The following is a 19190-nucleotide window of genomic DNA, read 5'->3' on the forward strand; positions in this document are numbered from 1 at the left end:
GCCGCGCGCGACGTCGCCGATCATAAAACTGAAGAGTGGTATCTATGTCTTTCGAATCTCTCGGCTTGGCCGAACCGCTGGTCAAGGCGGTCAACGAGCTCGGCTACACATCGCCGACCCCGATCCAGCAACAGGCGATCCCGGCCGTCCTCGGCGGCGGCGACCTGCTCGCCGGCGCGCAGACCGGCACCGGCAAGACCGCCGGCTTCACGCTGCCGATCCTGCAACGCCTGCATACGTTCTACGCGGAACATCGCGGCGCGAAGCGCGCAGTGCGCGCGCTGATCCTCACGCCGACGCGCGAACTCGCCGCACAGGTCGAGGAAAGCGTCCGTGCGTACAGCAAGTACCTGAAGCTGCGCTCGACCGTGATGTTCGGCGGCGTCAGCATCAACCCGCAGATCGATGCGCTCAAGCGCGGCGTCGACATCGTCGTCGCGACGCCGGGCCGCCTGCTCGATCACATGCAGCAAAAGACGATCGATCTGTCGGACCTCGACATCCTCGTGCTCGACGAAGCCGACCGGATGCTCGACATGGGCTTCATCCACGACATCAAGCGCGTGCTCGCAAAGCTGCCGCCGCAGCGCCAGAACCTGCTGTTCTCGGCCACCTTCTCCGACGAGATCAAGGCGCTCGCCGACAGCCTGCTCGACTCGCCCGCGCTGATCGAGGTCGCACGCCGCAACACGACCGCCGAAAGCGTCGCGCAGAAGATCCATCCGGTCGACCGCGACCGCAAGCGCGAGCTGCTCACGCACCTGATCCGCGAACACAACTGGTTCCAGGTGCTCGTGTTCACGCGCACGAAGCACGGCGCGAACCGGCTTGCCGAGCAACTGACGAAGGACGGCATCAGCGCGATGGCGATCCACGGCAACAAGAGCCAGTCGGCCCGCACGCGCGCGCTGGCAGAGTTCAAGAACAGCACGCTGCAGGTGCTCGTCGCGACCGATATCGCCGCACGCGGGATCGACATCGACCAGCTGCCGCACGTCGTCAACTTCGACCTGCCGAACGTGCCGGAAGACTACGTGCACCGGATCGGCCGCACGGGCCGCGCGGGCGCGACCGGCGAAGCCGTGTCGCTCGTGTGCGTCGACGAGAAGCAGCTGCTGCGCGACATCGAGCGGCTGATCAAGCGCGAGATTCCGCAGGAAGTGATCGCGGGCTTCGAACCCGATCCGAACGCGAAGCCGGAGCCGATCCAGCAGCGCCGCGGGCAGCAACAGCCGCGCGGCGGTGGCGGTGGCGGTGGCGGCGGCAATCGCCAGCCGCGCGCAGGCGGCTCAGGCCAGCCGGCCGCGAAACGCGACGGCAATGCGCAACCGAAGGCGACCCAGCAGAAGGCCGCGAAGCCGCGCACGCAAGGGCAAGGTGGCGCCGGCGGTAACGGTGGACGTCCGGCCGGTGGCGGCAACAGCGCGCGCCCGGCGAACGGCAATGCCGCGCACGCGAACCGCAACCGCTCGTCGCGCAGCGGCCAGCGCGGTCACTGAAGCCGTGCGGCTGCGCGCCGCAGGTGCTCGACCTGGCGTTGCCAGCGCGCGAGCACTTCGGCGCGCGCCCCTTCCAGCGTGAACGTGACACCTGTCGCGAGACGCGCATAGCCGACCCGCTGCGCATCGCCATGCGCGATCGTCGCAGCGAATCCGGCCAGTCCGCCGAAGTCTCCTTCGAGCGGCGCCATCCTCAATTGCGCCTGAAAGAACGCGCCGTCCGCGACCAGCGTCAACGCGGCCGACCGCCGTTGCGCGATCGCGCGCGCCGCACGCGATTGCGGCCAGAGCGCCAGCAGCAGCGTGCGCGCATCGTGTGCATAGATTTCGCCGACACCGAGCAGCGTCGTGCGCAACTGGCCATCGTCGGTCGCGACGATCAGCGACGCGGCGAAGTCGGCATGACGCTCGAGCGCGGTACCGTCGAACAACGAGACGACGGCCGGCGGCCACGCGTCGAACGTCCATTGTTCGAGCGCGTGGCGATGGGTATCGGTCATGATGGCGTGGCCCCGGTGGAAAGCGGATCAAGAAGCCGCAGCATACGCGCGTCGGGCCGCGCCGCGGCGCTCAGCGCAGGAACACGTGCCGCGTGATCTTCGTGAGCGGATAGTGAACGCCCGGCTGGATCTTCGCGGGCAGGTCGAGCGGCTTGAGCAGCATCTTCACGCACATGTCGGCCGACAGGTTGCGCCGCACGAGCGTGCTGATGCGCGCGGCGCGTTCGCGGTTGTACTGGCTGTCGCCGACGCGATCCGGATAGCGCACCGCGAACACGTGGCGCAGCGCGATCTCCGAATCCTCGTTCTTGATTTCCATCACGCGGCGCGCCAGCGCGCCGAGCACCGCAAGGCGGCCATTGCCTTCGACCTGGTTGTACTTCTTGAAGAACTTGAAGAAGTGCTTGTAGTGGCGTACTTCGTCAGTGCGAATGTTGTCGGTGATTTCCTTCAGCACGGGCTCGTCCGAGCACTCGTTGATCGCGCGATAGAGCGTGGCCGTGCCCGTCTCGACGACGCAGCGCGCGACCATCTCGAGCGCGCGGGTCTTCTCGAACGCCTCGACCTTGCAGGTCTGCGAATACTCGGCGAAGAAGTTCGCGAACGCGGTATCCCAGTCGAACTCCGGCCACACGTGCGCGATGTACGCCTTCAGCGCGCGCCCGTGCTGCAATTCTTCGTGCTCCCATGCATTGTTGAGCCATGCGGAGACTTCCGGATCGTCGTTGAAGAACTGGCTCAGATTGCTCGTGTAGAGATCCGAGCCGCTTTCGATGAACGACGACGCGCACAGCAGCAGCAACAGATCCTCGTTCGCGGCGGCACGTTGACGATCGATCCGGTTCAGGTCGATGTCCTCGATTCGCCACGGCATCACATGCGTCGTTTTGGTGTCCATGGTAGTGCGCTCCCAGTCGTCGCGCGGGGCCGGCCCATGCCTTCGGCACAGGCGCCGGCCATCCCGCAGGCGGCGTTTTACTTGCGTTTATAGTGGATTGGTCCGGCCGAACCATGCTGGCATCTTAGCCGGACTTTGATGTTCATGCTTCAAAGCACTGACCATACCCGACAAGCGCAGTTCCACGGCGTCTGTTGCCGTTCGTTAGACGAGTCCTTCAAACCGCTCGCGCCCGCGCGGTGATACGGCTTGCCGCAAACGAAACGGGCGGCCGATCGGCCGCCCGCGAAGCACACGACATGCCGGCGAAAGCCGCCGGGAATCCGTCAGAAACCGGCCGCCAGACCGTCGCGCCGGCTGTCGCTCGCGGCCACGTAGCCGCGCTCGCGATCGTCGCGATCGAGACGCCAGATGAACTGCCCCGAACCGAAATCCATGTAAGGATCGTCGATCGACTTGATCGTATGGCCGCGTGCGGCCAGCGCATCGACGGTCGCGCGATGCATCGTCGCCTCGACGTCGAGCGTGAAGTCGCGGTTGACCTTCCAGCGCGGCGCATCACAGGCCGCCTGCGGTTGCTGCCCGTAGCCGAGCATCCGCACGACGGTCTGCAGGTGCCCTTGCGGCTGCATGTCGCCGCCCATCACGCCGAAGCTCATCACGGCCTCGGTCCGGCCGTCGACCTCCTCGGTGACGAATGCCGGGATGATCGTGTGGAACGGCCGCTTGCCGCCCGCGACGACGTTCGGCGAAGCCGGATCCATCGAGAAGCCGTGCCCGCGGTTCTGCAGCGCGATGCCGGTACCGGGCACGACGAGCCCCGAGCCGAAGCCCATGTAGTTCGACTGAATGAAGCTCACCATCATCCCGCGCTCGTCGGCCGCCGACAGGTAGATCGTGCCGCCCGAATGCGGCCGGCCGGCGGCGAAGTGCGTCGCGCGCGCGGGATCGATCAGTTTCGCGCGCTCGGCGAGATACGCGTCGTCGAGCATCTGCTCGGGCGTGAGCTCCATCGCGCGTGGATCGGCGACGTAGCGATAGACGTCCGCGAACGCGAGCTTCATCGCCTCGATCTGCAGATGCTGCGAGTCGACCGAATCGACTGGCCATTCGGTCACACCCGCGTGCTCGGCAATCCCGAGCGCGATCAGCGCGGCGATGCCCTGCCCGTTCGGCGGAATCTCGTGGATCGTGTGACGGCCGAAGCGCTTGCCGATCGGCTCGACCCATTCCGGCCGGTACGCCTGCAGGTCGGCTGCGGTCAGCGCGCCACCGCCTTCGCGGGAGAACGCGGCGATGCGCTCTGCGAGCGCGCCCTCGTAGAACGCGCGCGCACCCTCCTTCTGCAGCGTGCGCAACGTCTGAGCATGGCCCGGCAGGCACACGCGCTCACCCACCTGCGGTGCGCGGCCGTGCGGCATGAAGGTGTCCGCGAAGCCCGGCAGCCCCTCGAGTTCCGGCACCGCGGCCGCCCACTTGTGCGCGACGATCGGCGGCACCGCATAGCCGCGCTCCGCGATCTCGATCGCCGGTTCGAGCAGGTCCGCGAACGGCAGCGAACCGAACTTCGCATGCAGCGCTTCCCAGCCCGCGATCACGCCCGGCACGGTGACGGTATCCCAGCCGCGCGTCGGCTTGTTCGCGATGCCGTTGCCCGCCTCGCCGTGGCGCTTGCGGAAATAGTCGACGTTCCAGGCGGCCGGCGCGACGCCCGACGCGTTCAGCCCGGACAGCCGCTCGCCGTCCCACACGAGCGCGAACGCGTCGCCGCCGAGCCCGCACGACACGGGCTCGACGACCGTGATCGCAGCCGCGGCGGCCAGAGCCGCATCGACCGCGTTGCCGCCCTTCCACAGCATCCGCAGCCCGGCCTGCGCGGCGAGCGGGTGCGACGTCGACACGACGTTGCGCGCGAACACCGGAATGCGGGTCGTCGGATACGGGTTGTGCCAGTTGAAGCCAGTCATCGGTTCCACCTCGTCGAAAGCTGAATGATCGCGCCGGACGCGCCCCCCCCCCGCGTGCGCGGGCAATCCGCCATTGCAGCGCGATCGGCACAATCGCACAAATTCATTTGTCACATGAATCCATGCGATTTCCGCATGAATATCAGGTAACCCTGCCGGCCGGGCCGGCTGAACGTCGTTGCCGCCCTTACAATACCCGCTCCGTCTCACGACACGACCATCGAGCCATGACCCGAGATCCCCGCCTCACCCTCAACGCGCGCCAGCAGGAATTGCTCGAATGGGTGCAGCGCGACGGCTTCGTGACCGTCGACGATCTCGCCGCGCACTTCGCGGTGACGCCGCAGACGATCCGCCGCGACGTGAACTGGCTGGCCGACCTGAACCTGCTGCGCCGCTACCACGGCGGCGCGAGCCTGCCGACCAGCTCGGAGAACGTGTCGTACACCGCACGCCAGCGGATGTTCCACGACGAGAAGCGGCGCATCGCGGCGCTCGCGGCGTCGCACATTCCCGACCAGGCGTCGCTGTTCATCAACCTCGGCACGACCACCGAGGAAGTCGCACGCGCGCTGAACCGCCACCACGGGCTGCACGTGATCACGAACAACCTGAACGTCGCGTCGATGATGAGCGGCTACCCCGACTGCGAGGTGCTGATCACGGGCGGCATCGTGCGGCCATGGGACAAGGGGATCGTCGGCGAACTCGCGATCGACTTCATCCGCCAGTTCAAGGTCGACTACGCGATCATCGGCACGTCGGCGATCGAGGCCGACGGCACGCTGCGCGACTTCGACACCCGCGAGGTACGCGTGGCCGAGGCGATCATGCAGCACGCGCGCACCGTCTATCTCGTGACCGACCATTCGAAGGTCGGCCGTCCCGCGCTGGTGCGCCAGGGTCACCTGAGCCAGGTGCACGCGCTCTTCACCGACAAGCCGCTGCCGCCCGAGATGGCCGATACCGTGGCGGCCGCCGGCACCCAGGTGTACGTCGCCGAGTGACGGTTCCGATGCTGCACCGCACCCAGAACTTCAAGTGAAATCAAGAAGTTGGCGTCGCGAGCAAACCGCTTGCGCGCGGTCCGGCTGTCAAAGGGAAAATTAACGGGGCACGATTTGTCGTTGCCTGCGCGCTCGACTAGACTCCAGTTCCCCGGCCTATTTCGACCGTTCCGCCTGTGCCAGGGCGCGGACGAATGGCATGGCCGGCGAATACAGCTTTCCCCCCAAGCCATACCCCGATGGGTATCGCGCGTCGGCCCGTGCGCCGGCTGCGCGGGCTGACTGGTCGCCATGGAGAGAACGATGCTGAGTCCGCATGAATTCGCCACGCTATTGCTTGTGAAGGACGCTCCCGATCAAACCCACATGGATCGGGACGAAATCGACGCACTGCTCGAACAGCAGCTCGTCCGTCTGGAAGGCCTCGGTTCGGGACGCAAATACTGCGTGACCGAAACCGGCGACGCCGCGCTGCGATCCATCAAGTACCGCTATTCGTAAAACCACACCATTCCTGACCTGACCGCGCCGCCCGGATGCCGGGCCGCGCGGTCACTCCCGCTTCTCTCCCACCGCCCCGCCGCAGCCTGCTTCAGCCGCCGCGCAGCGTCGGATCGACCGCCGCCCGCCAGCTGATGGCCTGCGCCCGCGCACCGTTGAAATACGCGATCCAGCCGGCACGCGCCGCCGCGTCCGGCGCCGCATAGTGCGTCGAAAGTTCGTTTACGAACGCACAATAGTTCGCCTCGGTCAGGCCGCGATACCGTTTCGCCACGTACGCGTCATACAGCGTCGAGTAGACCGGCTGCGCGTCCGGGCCCCAGTCCCGCGCCGTGCCGCCGCACGACGTCTGCAGGTCGGCGAACGACGGCGTGCGCCAGTTGCCGGCGAGCGGCGGCATCCCGGCAGAGCACCCCGCCAGAAGGACGGCGCACGCGCCGGCCCACATCCCAATACGCATGATTCACCTCGTGAAACGGTCGATTTCGCCAGTATCGTCCGGGATCGCGCCGCGCGCTACTGGCCCCGCTTTATCGAACTTTACTTTTTCGATTTCGTTCGTTAAATTTCGAATTCGAACATTTTCTGTTCAACCCTTTCCCTCAGACGATAAGGACAGCAGGTGACCCAACCGAATCGCTACGATCTGCTCGTCGTCGGCGGCGGCATCAACGGCGCGGGCATCGCGCGCGATGCGGCCGGCCGCGGCCTGTCGGTCATGCTCTGCGAGCAGGACGATCTCGCGTCGCACACGTCGTCGTCCAGCACGAAGCTGATTCACGGCGGCCTGCGCTACCTCGAGTACAACGAGTTCGGGCTCGTGCGCAAGGCGCTGCAGGAGCGCGAGACGCTGCTGCGTGCGGCGCCGCACATCATGTGGCCGCTGCGCTTCGTGATGCCGCACATGCCGAACCTGCGTCCGGCCTGGCTGATCCGCATCGGCCTGTTCCTTTACGATCACCTCGCGAAACGCGAACTGCTGCCCGGCTCGCGCGGCATCGACATGCGCCGCCATGCGGCCGGCGCGCCGCTGATCGATTCGATCAAGCGCGGCTTCGTCTATTCGGACGGCTGGGTCGACGACGCGCGCCTCGTCGTGCTGAACGCGATGGATGCGAAGGAGCGCGGCGCCCAGATCCTGACGCGCACGAAGCTGGTGTCCGCCGAACGCCGAGGCGACGAATGGGAAGCGCAACTGCAGCACGCCGACGGCTCGATCCGCGTCGTGCATGCGCGTGCGATCGCGAACGCGGCCGGCCCGTGGGTCGGCGACGTACTGAAAGGCGCGCTCGGCCGCGGCGCGCACCACAGCGTACGGCTCGTGAAAGGCAGCCACATCATCACGCGCCGCCTGTTCGATCACGACCACGCGTACATCTTCCAGAACCCGGACAAGCGGATCATCTTCGCGATTCCGTACGAACACGATTTCACGCTGATCGGCACGACCGACGTCGAATACACGAACGATCCCGCGAAGGTCGCGATCGATCGCGACGAGACGCAGTACCTGTGCGATTCGATCAACCGCTACTTCAAGCGCAAGATCTCGCCGGCCGACGTGCACTGGACCTACTCGGGCGTGCGCCCGCTGCTGGAAGACGAGAACGCCGCGAACGCATCGGCCGTCACGCGCGACTACCGGCTCGAGCTGGACGACGGCGCGGGCGCCCCGCTGCTGTCGGTGTTCGGCGGCAAGATCACGACGTTCCGCAAGCTCGCGGAAGAAGCCGGCGACATGCTGTGCCGCGCACTCGGCCGCGACGCGAAGACCTGGACGGCCGGCGTCGCGCTGCCGGGCGGCGACATCGCGAACGCGAAGTTCGACGCATTCGCCGATACGTTCGCCAAACGCCATGCGTGGCTGCCCGCCGCGCTCGCCCGCCGCTATGCGCGTGCCTACGGCACGCGCGCGGAGCGCGTGATCGACGGCGCGAAGTCACTCGCCGATCTCGGCACCGAAATCGCACCGGGCCTCTACGACGCCGAACTGCGCTACCTGCGCGACGCCGAATGGGCGACCTGCGCGCAGGACGTGCTGTGGCGCCGATCGAAGCTCGGCCTGCACGTCGCGCCCGGCACGCTCGACGCGGTGACCGCCGCGGTCGACGCGTGGTTCGCCGCCGCGCACGCGCCGCATGCCTGAGCGGAATGCAGTTGCAGTTGCTTGACCGACGTTGACTCACCGACGCGCCGCCCACATGCGGCGCGCATCACAACTAAGCCAAATCCACGGATGGAGATGAGAGACATGCAGGATCAGTACATCCTCGCGCTTGACCAGGGCACCACGAGTTCCCGCGCGATGCTGTTCGATCGCCAGGGCAATATCGTTTCGATCGCCCAGAAGGAATTCGAGCAGATCTACCCGCAACCCGGCTGGGTCGAGCACGACCCGCAGGAAATCTGGTCGACGCAAGCCGGCGTCGCCGCCGAAGCCGTCACGCGCACGGGCCTGAACGGCACGTCGATCGCCGCGATCGGCATCACCAACCAGCGTGAAACCACGATCGTGTGGGATCGCGAGACGGGCCAGCCCGTCTACAACGCGATCGTCTGGCAGGATCGCCGCACGGCCGACTTCTGCGATTCGCTGAAGGCGCAAGGCTTCGAGGCGAAGGTGCGCGCGAAGACCGGCCTGCCGATCGATTCGTACTTCTCGGGAACCAAGATCCGCTGGATTCTCGACAACGTGCCGGGCGCACGCGAGAAGGCGAAGCAGGGCAAGCTCGCGTTCGGCACCGTCGACAGCTGGCTCGTGTGGAACTTCACGAAGCACGAACTGCACGTGACCGACGTGACGAACGCGTCGCGCACGATGCTGTTCAACATCCACACGCGCGAGTGGGACAACGAACTGCTCGACATGCTCGACATCCCGCGCAGCATGCTGCCGGAGGTGAAGGCATCGTCGGAAATCTACGGCCACACGAAGACCACCGTGTTCGCGTCGAAGATCCCGCTCGCGGGTATCGCGGGCGACCAGCAAGCCGCGCTGTTCGGCCAGATGTGCACGCAGTCCGGCATGGTGAAGAACACCTACGGCACCGGCTGCTTCCTGATGATGAACACCGGCGACAAGCCGATCGAATCGAAGAACAACCTCGTCACGACGATCGCCTGGCAGATCGGCGACAACGTGCAGTACGCGCTGGAAGGCAGCATCTTCATCGCGGGCGCGGTGGTGCAGTGGCTGCGCGACGGCGTCGGTATCATCAAGTCGGCCGCTGAAATCGAAGCGCTCGCCGCGAGCGTGCCGCACACCGACGGCGTCTACCTGGTGCCCGCGTTCGCCGGCCTCGGCGCACCGCACTGGAACGCGCGGGCGCGCGGCTCGGTGTTCGGCGTCACGCGCGGCACGACCTCCGCGCACCTCGCACGTGCGGCGCTCGATTCGATCGCGTACCAGTCGCTCGACGTGCTGGCCGCGATGGAAGCCGATTCGGGCATCAGCATCGGCGAGCTGCGCGTGGACGGCGGCGCGAGCGCGAACGACCTGCTGATGCAGTTCCAGGCGGACCTGCTCGGCGTCGACGCGGTGCGTCCGCAGATCACCGAGACGACCGCACTCGGCGCGGCCTATCTCGCGGGCCTCGCGATCGGCTACTGGAAGAACCTCGACGAAGTGCGCGACCAGTGGCAGCTCGATCGCCGCTTCTCGCCGTCGATGCCGAAGGAGCACGTCGAACGCTGCATGTCGGGCTGGCAGCGTGCGGTGCGTGCCGCGAAGGCATGGGCCGACGACGCCCAGTAATCCCAAGCAATCCAGACGAAATACAACAACACCGGCGGACCGCGCGATGCGCGAGTCCGCCGTGACTCAAGAGAGACAAACAATGTCACCTTATATTGCAGAGTTCATCGGCACAGCGATCCTCGTGCTGCTCGGCAACGGCGCGGTCGCAAACGTGCTGCTTGCAAAGACCAAGGGCAAAGGCGCGGACCTGATCGTGATCGTGATGGGCTGGGCGATGGCCGTGTTCGTCGCCGTCTACGTGACCGCGTCGTTCAGCGGCGCGCATCTGAACCCGATCGTCACCATCAGTCTCGCGCTCGCGGGCAAGTTCGCGTGGTCGAAAGTCGGCGGCTATGTCCTCGCGCAGATGCTCGGCGGGATGGCGGGCGCGCTGCTCGTGTGGCTCGCCTATCGCCAGCACTTCGCGAAGGAAGCCGATGCGGACCTGAAGCTCGCGGTGTTCTGCACGGCGCCGGCGATCCGCAGCGTCACGCACAACGTGCTGACCGAAGCAATCTGCACGTTCGTGCTGATCCTCGGCGTGCTGTACCTCGCGTCGCCGCAAGTCGGCCTCGGCGCGCTCGACGCACTGCCCGTCGGTCTGCTCGTGCTCGGCATCGGCATCTCGCTCGGCGGCCCGACCGGCTATGCAATGAGCCCCGCGCGCGACCTGTCGCCGCGCATCATGCACGCGCTGCTGCCGATCCCCGGCAAGCGCGACAGCGACTGGCGCTATGCATGGGTGCCCGTCGTCGGTCCGCTGCTCGGCGGCGCCGCGGCCGCCGGCCTGTACCTGCATCTGCACACGACGATCTGATCGTCGCTTGACCGAAACGCGCGGCGATTTTCGCCGCGCGTTTTGCTTTCCTTCCTTCGTTCGCCTTCCCTCGGGCTTCGCCGCTTCGCCGCTTCGTTTCCGCTGCCGGTCTCACTCGGCCGATATCAGCGACTTCAGCTTCACCCTCGCATCCGCGACAGCCCACGGGTTCACGTCGATCCCGCGCTCGACCCGCATTCTCGCCACCCGCATGTCCTTGACGAACCCCGACACGCGGCCGAAACCGCATGCGGCGACGAACCGCGCAAGCGGGCCGCCGCCGGACGATCGGCACCCCACCCGGACGAGACGCAGTCAGCGCGCGACCGCGTCGGGAAAATTTGCCGACGCGTCGCGCGGCGTGTGCGCGAATACACGTATGATGGCGAATTGATCTGTGTCGCCGACCTCCCGCTTTTTCACCACCATGCTCGATCACCTCATCTGCGACTGCGACGGCGTGCTCGTCGACAGCGAAATCATTGCCGACCGCGTCCTGCTCGACACGCTGTCCGCCACGTTTCCGAATCTCGATTTCGAAGCCGCCGCCAAGTCGGCGTTCGGCCAGCAGACGTCGCGCTTCCTGGCGGGAATCGAATCCCGCTTCGGGATCGAGATGCCGGCCAACTTCATCGAGACCATCGAGCACAACATCGAGCGCGCGCTGGCGCAATCGCTCGCGCCCATCTCCGGCGTGCGCGACGCACTGCTGAAGGTGAGCCTGCCGGCGGCCGTCGTGTCGAACAGCCGGCTCGCGCGCGTGCGCAGCTCGCTGAAGCGCGCGGCACTCACCGAGATCTTCGGCGATCGCGTGTTCAGCTCCGAACAGGTGGCGCGGCCGAAGCCCTACCCCGACGTCTACCTGCATGCGGCGCACACGCTCGGCGTCGCGCCGGAGCGCTGCATCGTCGTCGAGGACAGCGTGTCGGGGCTGAATGCCGCGCGGGCGGCAGGCATGAAGACGATCGCGTTCGTCGGCGCGAGCCACATCCCCGACAACTACGCGGACGCGCTGCGCGCGATGGGCATCACGCGGATCATGCGCAGGATGGACGAACTGCCGGCGTTCGTCGAAGCCGGCATGCGCGGCGAATTCGGGGACGTACAGTCCTGATGGTCGTTCCGTCCCGATCAGGCTGATCGGGACGATCCGGCGTGCGCCGGTTCACGCACGCCGTGCAACGGGCGCTCGAACGCGCCCGCCCTTCCTTTCCCTCAGGCCGGTTCGCAGCAGCGCTCGCGCGCGGCGGCCAGCGCCTCGCGAAACTCGACGAGTTCCGCGATCGTGAGCATCGGCAGCCCGTGCTGTTGCGCGAAACGCTCGACATCGTCGCCGCGCGTCATCGTGCCATCCGGATTCATCAGCTCGCACAGCACGCCGGCCGGCTTCAGGCCCGCGAGGATCGACAGGTCGACCGTGCCTTCGGTGTGACCGCGGCGCGCCAGCACGCCGCCCGGTTGCGCACGCAGCGGAAACACGTGGCCCGGGCGCACGATGTCGTGCGGCTTCGCCCCTTCCGCGATCGCCGCGCGGATCGTCGTCACGCGATCGGCCGCCGATACGCCCGTATGCACGCCTTCGCGTGCCTCAATCGACACGGTGAACGCGGTGCCGTTGCGGCTCTCGTTGGTCTGCACCATCGGCGGCAGCTCGAGCGCACGCACGGTCTCGTCGGTCAGGCACAGGCACACGATGCCGCTGCATTCGCGGATCAGCAGTGCCATCGTCTCGGGCGTGATGCGCTCGGCGGCAACGATCAGGTCGGCTTCGTTCTCGCGGTCGTGGTCGTCCTGCAGCACCACGGCACGGCCTGCGCGCATCGCTTCGAGCGCGGCGGCGATGCGCGGCGGCACCGGTTCGGAATCCAGCAACGGGAGATCGGCAAAGGCGTCGGCGGGGGCCGACGAAACGGACATGAAGGACATGTGAAACGCTCCTCGCAAATACGATTTGGGCGAAAAACGTTTCAGGGCATTGCAAACAGACAGAACGACAACCCGCTTCGCACACCTGGCGAAGCGGCCCTGACGGACATGACTATCTGCACATCTTCTCTCATCCGGACTATGACCGTCGGCTCTGGCATTCGACCAGATCTGCTGACCCCGCGCGGATGCGCGGGCGCTCGCGGGCTCGCCGGCTTACGCCAGCCTACCGCCGGTGGGGAATTGCACCCCGCCCTGAAGACGCACTGATTTGCCGGATGGGCCAACCCCATCGACGGCGGGCCAAGCATACAACAGCTGCGCGCTCGGCGCAGCGGACACGGCCTAAAACCTTACTGACGACCCCGTCTAACGGCATCGTCCAAACGGCCGACGGACGACCCGCGGTCTCGTCCGAACGACGAGCACGCGGCCCGCTTCCGTACGGCCTGCGTTGCGCGGTCAGCCGGCCGCGTGCGCGGCATGTGCCGCGTGCGCCGCATCGGGCACGAGCCAGCGCGGCGGCACCTCGGGGCTCACCGTCACGCGGAATGCGCGCGCCTCGCTGTCGCCCGGGTTGCGCAGGCTGTACGGCTGGTCGGCATCGAACACGATCGCGTCGCCGGTCGCGAGCAACTGGCGGCGGTCATGCACGCTGACTTCGAGCGTGCCCTCGCTGACGACGAGGTTGACCGTCGTGCCGGGCGCGCGGCGGGCGCCGGGCTCCGTATGCAGCGGCGCGATCCGCAGCTCGTGGAACTCGGCCGCGGCCGGCTCGCCTTCCGGGTACAGCGCCCGCGCCGAGAAGCGGCCGTTCGAGCTGACGACCCGCGACGCGCGCTCGGCTGCCAGGTGCTCGAAGCCGTTCACCGCATGGCGGCGCAGGAAGGCGGCGACCGATACCTTCAGCGCCGCGGCGATCTTGCAGAGCACCTTGATCGACGGCACGCTGCGCGCCGACTCGATCTGCGCGAGCATCGCGCGCGACACGCCGGACAGCCGCGCGAGCGCATCGAGCGACAATTGCCGCTCGGCGCGCAACCGCGCGAGGTTCACGCCGACGACCTGTTCGAGCACGTCGAGCGACGCGGACGCCCGCGCATCGGCGGCATTGCCGGATTCGAAGGAAGACACGTCGCGCACGAGCGCCAGGGATGAAGACATAGCATTGCCTCCGGGCCGCGGTGCAGCCCTGCGTATGGGGTAAGCCGGGATCGGAATCGGGTTGCGCCAGCAACGGCGCGTATCGAGACGCTATCACCCGGTCTTGCACCGGCAAACGAAGTTATCTTCACACCGTTATCAGCATCGCGGAGGAATGCGTTCCCCGCGAACCTTTTCCCGCCGCTATCGCGTCGTGCGGGCGCCGCGCGTTGCACCGCTCATTGCACCGCTCATTGCGCCGCCGGCGCCGTCCCGCGCGCCGGCCCGCGCGCGTCGAGCCGCATCGCGAACCCCGTGACGACGAGCGCCGCGAACGTCACCGCGACGGCCACCCACGGCAGCGCATCGAGCGCCAGGCCGTGTTCCAGCGCAAGGCCGCCGAGCCACGCGCCGAGCGCATTGCCGACGTTGAACGCGCCGATGTTCAGCGTCGATGCGAGATGCGGCGCGCTCGCGGCCTTCTCGACCACGTGGGCCTGGAGCGGCGGCACCGTCGCGAATGCGGCGATCCCCCATACGAACACGGTGACGGCCGCCGCGACCGGGTGGTGGCTCGTCTTGGCGAACACGACCATCACGGCCATCAGCGCGACGAGGATCGCGATCAGCGACGGCATCAGCGCGCGGTCGGCGAGCTTGCCGCCAAGCGTGTTGCCGATCGTCAGCCCCGCGCCGAACAGCACGAGGATCAGCGCGACCGCGTGCGGCGAATAGCCCGACACGGACTGGAGGATCGGCGCGATGTACGTGAACACGACGAACACGCCGCCGAAGCCGAGCACGGTCATCAGCAGCGCGAGCCACACCTGCGGCTCCTTCAGCACGCGCACTTCCTGGCCGAGGCCGACCGGCCCGCTGTCGTGGCGGTTCGGCACCAGCGCGGCGACGCCGCCGAGCGACAGCACGCCGAGCGCGGCGACGATCCAGAACGACGCGCGCCAGCCGAGCAACTGGCCGACGAAGGTACCGAACGGCACGCCGAGCACGTTCGACAGCGTGAGCCCTGTGAACATCAGCGCGATCGCGCTCGCGCGCTTGTCGGCCGGCACGAGCGACGCGGCGACCACCGCGCCGATCCCGAAGAACGACCCGTGCGCGAACGACGTGACGACCCGCGCGACCATCAGCATCGCGTAGCCGGACGCGGTCGCGCACAGCACGTTGCCGACGATGAAGATCGCCATCAGCCACTGCAGCGCGGCCTTGCGCGGCATGCGGCTCGTCAGGACCGCGAGCAGCGGCGCGCCGGCCGCGACACCGAGCGCGTAGCCCGTGACCAGCAGGCCGGCCGACGGCAGCGACACGGCCAGGTCGCGGGCGACCTCGGGCAGCAGGCCCATGATGATGAACTCGGTGGTACCGATGGCGAAGGCGCTGATCGCAAGCGCCAGTAACGGAATGGGCATGACGTTCTCCGGAAGGCGGCGGACGCGGCGCCAGTCCGATGCCGCACCGCACAAGAAAGCGGGATGTGCGCGCATTGTCCCGAAGACGCCTATATTTGATAATTGGCGTGGCATTTGAACCATTTTCAAATATTTTTGGAAAATTGCATGGACCGACTGGGCGATATCCGGCTGTTCGTCGAGGCGGCCGAACTGGGCAGCCTGTCCGCCGCCGGGCGCAAGCTGAACCTCACGCCGGCCGCCGCGAGCGCGCGGCTCGCGAAGCTCGAGGCGAAGACCGCGACGCGGCTGTTCGAACGCTCGACGCGGCAATTGCGGCTCACCGACGAGGGCAAGCTGTACCTGAACTGCTGCCGTCAGGCGCTGCAGGCGCTCGACGACGCGGACGCGATGCTGCAGGAAGGCCGCAACGTCGTGAGCGGCAAGGTGCGGCTGTCGTCGACATCCGATTTCGGCCGCCACCAGCTGCTCGACTGGCTCCACGAATTCACGACGCTGCATCCGGGCGTCACGTTCTCGCTGACGGCGTCCGATTCATCGTCGAACCTGTGGCAGGACGAAATCGATCTCGCGATCCGCTTCGCCGCGCCGCCCGACGGCGCGCTGATCGCCCGCCGGCTCGCGACCAACCGGCGCGTGCTGTGCGCGGCGCCGTCGTTCGTCGAACGCCATGGCGTGCCGGCCGACCCGCACGATCTGGCCCGCTTTCCCTGCAACGTGATCACGATCGCGTCCGGCCCGATGAACACCTGGCACTTCACGCGCGGCGACGAAGTGCAGATCCACACGGTGCCCGTGTCGACCGCGTTCGAGACCAACGACGGCGGCCTCACGCGCGAATGGACGCTGCGCGGCCACGGCATTGCGCTGAAGTCGCTGTGGGACATTGCCGACGACGTCCGCGCGGGCCGGCTGCGCGTGCTGCTGCCCGACTGGCGGCACCAGGACGCGCCGCTGCACGCGATCTATCACAGCAAGCGCTACATGGCGCCGCGCGTGCGCGTGCTGCTCGACTTTCTCGCCGAACGCTTCGCGCGCGAGGAAGCCGCGCTCGACGACCTGCTGAACGCGTGCCGCTGACGGCCGGCCCGCCATCATGCAGGGTCGGAACGTGAAAACCGGCGTCGCGTGCCCGCAACCCGCCGCCCGTCCGTCGGGGCCTGAAAAGCTATAATGAAAGGCTTTCCCGACGGCTTTTCATGCTGGCTGCGCGCCATCCGCGTGCAGCGCACGGCCGTCCCGATTCACCTTATAGACGACGCCCCCAGGTCAACCACTGCGAACGGCGAACCCCCATGACCAAGAAAGTTTACGTAAAGACCTTCGGCTGCCAGATGAACGAGTACGACTCGGACAAGATGGTGGACGTGCTGAATGCGGCCGAAGGCCTCGAAAAGACCGATACGCCGGAAGACGCGGACATCATCCTGTTCAACACCTGCTCGGTGCGTGAAAAGGCACAGGAGAAGGTGTTCTCCGATCTCGGCCGCGTGCGCGAGCTGAAGGAAGCGAAGCCCGGCCTGCTGATCGGCGTCGGCGGCTGCGTCGCGAGCCAGGAAGGCGCATCGATCGTGTCGCGCGCGCCGTACGTCGACCTCGTGTTCGGCCCGCAAACCCTGCACCGCCTGCCGCAGATGATCGACGCACGCCGCGAGAGCGGCCGTGCGCAGGTCGACATCTCGTTCCCCGAAATCGAGAAGTTCGACCACCTGCCGCCCGCGCGCGTCGAGGGGCCGAGCGCGTTCGTGTCGATCATGGAAGGCTGCTCGAAGTACTGCAGCTACTGCGTGGTGCCGTACACGCGCGGCGATGAAGTGTCGCGCCCGCTCGACGACGTGCTGACCGAAGTGGCCGGCCTCGCCGACCAGGGCGTGCGCGAAGTCACGCTGCTCGGCCAGAACGTGAACGCGTATCGCGGCGCGCTGGCCGCCGGCTCGTCGGAAATCGCCGATTTCGCGACGCTGATCGAATACGTCGCCGACATTCCCGGCATCGAGCGGATCCGCTACACGACGTCGCATCCGAAGGAATTCACGCAGCGCCTGATCGACACCTACGCGAAGGTGCCGAAGCTCGTGAGCCACCTGCACCTGCCCGTCCAGCACGGCTCCGACCGCATCCTGATGGCGATGAAGCGCGGCTACACGGTGCTCGAATACAAGTCGGTGATCCGCAAGCTGCGCGCGATCCGCCCGGACCTGTCGCTGTCGACCGACATGATCGTCGGCTTCCCCGGCGAGACCGAGGACGATTTCGACAAGATGATGGCGCTCGTGCACGAGATGCGCTACGACACCAGCTTCTCGTTCATCTACAGCCCGCGCCCCGGCACGCCGGCCGCGAACCTGCATGACGACACGCCGCGCGAAGTGAAGCTCAAACGCCTGCAACATCTGCAGGCGACCATCGAGGAGAACGTCGCGCGCATCAGCGAGTCGATGGTCGGGAAGGTCGAGCGGATCCTCGTCGAGGGCCCGTCGCGCAAGGACCCGAACGAACTCGCGGGCCGTACCGAGAACAACCGGGTCGTGAATTTCCCGGCGCCGCTCGCGTCGCACCCGCGCCTGATCGGCCAGATGATCGACGTGAAAATCAACCACGCGTACCCGCATTCGCTGCGCGGCGAGCTCGTGCTCGTCAGCGACGACGCGAGCGCGGCCACGCACTGATGCTCAACAGGAGCCCGACGCCACTTTGAAGCCGACCCAAGCACTGGAATTCGTCGCGCCGCGCGACGACAACGCGCGCCTCGCCAACCTCTGCGGCCCGCTCGACGAGAACCTGCGGCAGATCGAACAGGCGCTCGACGTCACGCTGTCGCGACGCGGCCACCGGATCGCGATCCGCGGGCGCGGCGCCAAGCTCGCGCTCGCCGCGCTCGAGAACTTCTACAACCGCGCGCGCGATGCGCTGTCGGTCGACGACATCCAGCTCGCGCTGGTCGAAGTGCGCCACACGTCCGGCAACGGCCGTCAGGACACGCTCGACGTGCGCTTTCGCGGCGACCCCGACCATCCGTTCGACGAGCCCGTCGTACAGCTCGACGCCAGCGAGCCGGACGAGGAGCCCGCGCCGAAGCTCTACACGCGGCGCGCCGACCTGCGCGGCCGCACGCCGGCGCAGCGCGAGTACCTGAAGCAGATCCTGTCGCACGACGTGACGTTCGGCATCGGGCCGGCCGGCACCGGCAAGACCTACCTCGCGGTCGCGTGCGCGGTCGACGCGCTCGAGCGCGACCAGGTCAAGCGGATCGTGCTGACGCGCCCGGCCGTCGAGGCCGGCGAGCGGCTCGGCTTCCTGCCGGGCGATCTTGCGCAGAAGGTCGACCCGTACCTGCGTCCGCTGTACGACGCGCTGTACGACCTGCTCGGCTTCGACAAGACGGCGAAGATGTTCGAGCGCCAGATGATCGAGATCGCGCCGCTCGCGTACATGCGCGGCCGCACGCTGAACCACGCGTTCATCATCCTCGACGAGGCGCAGAACACGACGCCCGAGCAGATGAAGATGTTCCTCACGCGGATCGGCTTCGGCTCGAAGGCGGTCGTGACCGGCGACACGAGCCAGGTCGACCTGCCGCGCGGCCACAAGAGCGGCCTCGTCGAGGCGCAGCAGGTGCTCGGCGGCGTGCGCGGCATCGCGCTCACGCGCTTCACCAGCGCGGACGTCGTGCGCCATCCGCTCGTCGCGCGCATCGTCGAGGCGTACGACGAATTCCACGCGCAGCACCAGGACGGCTGACCGGCCGGCGGCGCCCGTACGCCGCCCC

At 67.4% G+C, this 19190-nt stretch carries 18 protein-coding genes and 1 riboswitch; of the genes, 11 read left to right on the plus strand and 7 right to left on the minus strand.

Annotated elements, in window-relative coordinates:
• Positions 1-44: 44 nt before the first annotated feature.
• On the plus strand, positions 45-1499 hold the full coding sequence (locus CFB41_RS14150; RefSeq protein WP_089456874.1) for a DEAD/DEAH box helicase: 1455 nt from the start codon (positions 45-47) through the stop codon (positions 1497-1499).
• Here CFB41_RS14150 and CFB41_RS14155 read toward each other — a convergent pair.
• The 3 genes from CFB41_RS14155 to CFB41_RS14165 form a co-directional block, all read right to left on the minus strand.
• Entirely contained in the window at positions 1493-1999 is a 507-nt protein-coding gene (locus CFB41_RS14155; RefSeq protein ID WP_089440958.1) for a hypothetical protein, read from the minus strand. The genes CFB41_RS14150 and CFB41_RS14155 overlap by 7 nt on opposite strands.
• Positions 2000-2069: 70 nt before the next feature.
• Positions 2070-2897 (minus strand): ferritin-like domain-containing protein, encoded by an 828-nt coding sequence (locus CFB41_RS14160; RefSeq protein ID WP_039360322.1) that lies wholly within the window; start codon positions 2895-2897, stop codon positions 2070-2072.
• 326 nt (positions 2898-3223) lie between these two features.
• Positions 3224-4864 (minus strand): gamma-glutamyltransferase family protein, encoded by a 1641-nt coding sequence (locus CFB41_RS14165; RefSeq protein WP_089456875.1) that lies wholly within the window; start codon positions 4862-4864, stop codon positions 3224-3226.
• 227 nt (positions 4865-5091) lie between these two features.
• On the opposite strand from CFB41_RS14165, the gene CFB41_RS14170 reads away from it, so the two are divergent.
• On the plus strand, positions 5092-5871 hold the full coding sequence (locus CFB41_RS14170; RefSeq protein ID WP_006493999.1) for a DeoR/GlpR family DNA-binding transcription regulator: 780 nt from the start codon (positions 5092-5094) through the stop codon (positions 5869-5871).
• Positions 5872-6174: 303 nt separating this feature from the next.
• Positions 6175-6372, plus strand: coding sequence for a hypothetical protein (locus CFB41_RS14180; protein WP_011353109.1), 198 nt, complete (start codon positions 6175-6177; stop codon positions 6370-6372).
• 91 nt (positions 6373-6463) lie between these two features.
• Here CFB41_RS14180 and CFB41_RS14185 read toward each other — a convergent pair whose 3' ends face one another.
• Positions 6464-6832 carry a hypothetical protein gene (locus CFB41_RS14185; RefSeq protein WP_089456876.1) on the minus strand — a complete coding sequence of 123 codons (369 nt, stop codon included), beginning with the start codon at positions 6830-6832 and terminating at the stop codon, positions 6464-6466.
• A gap of 162 nt (positions 6833-6994) precedes the next feature.
• On the opposite strand from CFB41_RS14185, the gene glpD reads away from it, so the two are divergent.
• From glpD to CFB41_RS14210, 5 genes are all read left to right on the plus strand, one after another.
• A complete protein-coding gene (gene glpD / locus CFB41_RS14190; protein ID WP_089456877.1) occupies positions 6995-8518 on the plus strand; it encodes a glycerol-3-phosphate dehydrogenase in 1524 nt (507 codons plus the stop codon).
• A 105-nt stretch (positions 8519-8623) separates the two neighbouring features.
• The gene (gene glpK, locus CFB41_RS14195) at positions 8624-10126 is read left to right on the plus strand and encodes a glycerol kinase GlpK (protein WP_089456878.1); all 1503 of its coding nucleotides are present in this window, start codon (positions 8624-8626) and stop codon (positions 10124-10126) included.
• Between the two features lie 82 nt (positions 10127-10208).
• Entirely contained in the window at positions 10209-10925 is a 717-nt protein-coding gene (locus CFB41_RS14200; RefSeq protein ID WP_006484467.1) for an MIP/aquaporin family protein, read from the plus strand.
• 7 nt (positions 10926-10932) lie between these two features.
• The gene (locus CFB41_RS38940) at positions 10933-11319 is read left to right on the plus strand and encodes a hypothetical protein (RefSeq protein ID WP_179250043.1); all 387 of its coding nucleotides are present in this window, start codon (positions 10933-10935) and stop codon (positions 11317-11319) included.
• Between the two features lie 33 nt (positions 11320-11352).
• Positions 11353-12039 (plus strand): HAD family phosphatase, encoded by a 687-nt coding sequence (locus CFB41_RS14210; RefSeq protein WP_089456880.1) that lies wholly within the window; start codon positions 11353-11355, stop codon positions 12037-12039.
• A 101-nt stretch (positions 12040-12140) separates the two neighbouring features.
• Here CFB41_RS14210 and ribB read toward each other — a convergent pair whose 3' ends face one another.
• From ribB to CFB41_RS14225, 3 genes are all read right to left on the minus strand, one after another.
• Complete coding sequence (gene ribB / locus CFB41_RS14215) at positions 12141-12851, minus strand: 3,4-dihydroxy-2-butanone-4-phosphate synthase (protein ID WP_089456881.1); 711 nt, start codon at positions 12849-12851, stop codon at positions 12141-12143.
• Between the two features lie 118 nt (positions 12852-12969).
• Positions 12970-13118, minus strand: a riboswitch (FMN riboswitch).
• Positions 13119-13313: 195 nt separating this feature from the next.
• Positions 13314-14015 (minus strand): helix-turn-helix domain-containing protein, encoded by a 702-nt coding sequence (locus CFB41_RS14220; protein ID WP_069248802.1) that lies wholly within the window; start codon positions 14013-14015, stop codon positions 13314-13316.
• 230 nt (positions 14016-14245) lie between these two features.
• A complete protein-coding gene (locus CFB41_RS14225; RefSeq protein ID WP_089457198.1) occupies positions 14246-15421 on the minus strand; it encodes an MFS transporter in 1176 nt (391 codons plus the stop codon).
• Positions 15422-15568: 147 nt separating this feature from the next.
• Here CFB41_RS14225 and CFB41_RS14230 point away from each other — a divergent pair, with 147 nt between their 5' ends.
• From CFB41_RS14230 to CFB41_RS14240, 3 genes are all read left to right on the plus strand, one after another.
• The gene (locus CFB41_RS14230) at positions 15569-16501 is read left to right on the plus strand and encodes a LysR family transcriptional regulator (RefSeq protein WP_089440967.1); all 933 of its coding nucleotides are present in this window, start codon (positions 15569-15571) and stop codon (positions 16499-16501) included.
• Between the two features lie 215 nt (positions 16502-16716).
• Entirely contained in the window at positions 16717-18090 is a 1374-nt protein-coding gene (miaB, locus tag CFB41_RS14235) for a tRNA (N6-isopentenyl adenosine(37)-C2)-methylthiotransferase MiaB (RefSeq protein WP_089440968.1), read from the plus strand.
• A 25-nt stretch (positions 18091-18115) separates the two neighbouring features.
• Positions 18116-19162 (plus strand): PhoH family protein, encoded by a 1047-nt coding sequence (locus CFB41_RS14240; RefSeq protein ID WP_089426281.1) that lies wholly within the window; start codon positions 18116-18118, stop codon positions 19160-19162.
• Positions 19163-19190 lie beyond the last annotated feature (28 nt).

Origin of the sequence: Burkholderia sp. AU33803 (genome assembly GCF_002223095.1) — a bacterium.
Classification (GTDB): Bacteria; Pseudomonadota; Gammaproteobacteria; order Burkholderiales; family Burkholderiaceae; genus Burkholderia.

Excerpts from the sequence above, each read along its gene's own strand:
- CFB41_RS14150 (WP_089456874.1), top strand. The coding sequence starts at position 45 with ATGTCTTTCGAATCTCTCGGCTTGGCCGAACCGCTGGTCAAGGCGGTC.
- CFB41_RS14155 (WP_089440958.1), bottom strand. The coding sequence starts at position 1,999 with ATGACCGATACCCATCGCCACGCGCTCGAACAATGGACGTTCGACGCG.
- CFB41_RS14160 (WP_039360322.1), bottom strand. The coding sequence starts at position 2,897 with ATGGACACCAAAACGACGCATGTGATGCCGTGGCGAATCGAGGACATC.
- CFB41_RS14165 (WP_089456875.1), bottom strand. The coding sequence starts at position 4,864 with ATGACTGGCTTCAACTGGCACAACCCGTATCCGACGACCCGCATTCCG.
- CFB41_RS14170 (WP_006493999.1), top strand. The coding sequence starts at position 5,092 with ATGACCCGAGATCCCCGCCTCACCCTCAACGCGCGCCAGCAGGAATTG.
- CFB41_RS14180 (WP_011353109.1), top strand. The coding sequence starts at position 6,175 with ATGCTGAGTCCGCATGAATTCGCCACGCTATTGCTTGTGAAGGACGCT.
- CFB41_RS14185 (WP_089456876.1), bottom strand. The coding sequence starts at position 6,832 with ATGCGTATTGGGATGTGGGCCGGCGCGTGCGCCGTCCTTCTGGCGGGG.
- glpK (WP_089456878.1), top strand. The coding sequence starts at position 8,624 with ATGCAGGATCAGTACATCCTCGCGCTTGACCAGGGCACCACGAGTTCC.
- CFB41_RS14200 (WP_006484467.1), top strand. The coding sequence starts at position 10,209 with ATGTCACCTTATATTGCAGAGTTCATCGGCACAGCGATCCTCGTGCTG.
- CFB41_RS14210 (WP_089456880.1), top strand. The coding sequence starts at position 11,353 with ATGCTCGATCACCTCATCTGCGACTGCGACGGCGTGCTCGTCGACAGC.
- ribB (WP_089456881.1), bottom strand. The coding sequence starts at position 12,851 with ATGTCCTTCATGTCCGTTTCGTCGGCCCCCGCCGACGCCTTTGCCGAT.
- CFB41_RS14220 (WP_069248802.1), bottom strand. The coding sequence starts at position 14,015 with ATGTCTTCATCCCTGGCGCTCGTGCGCGACGTGTCTTCCTTCGAATCC.
- CFB41_RS14225 (WP_089457198.1), bottom strand. The coding sequence starts at position 15,421 with ATGCCCATTCCGTTACTGGCGCTTGCGATCAGCGCCTTCGCCATCGGT.
- CFB41_RS14230 (WP_089440967.1), top strand. The coding sequence starts at position 15,569 with ATGGACCGACTGGGCGATATCCGGCTGTTCGTCGAGGCGGCCGAACTG.
- miaB (WP_089440968.1), top strand. The coding sequence starts at position 16,717 with ATGACCAAGAAAGTTTACGTAAAGACCTTCGGCTGCCAGATGAACGAG.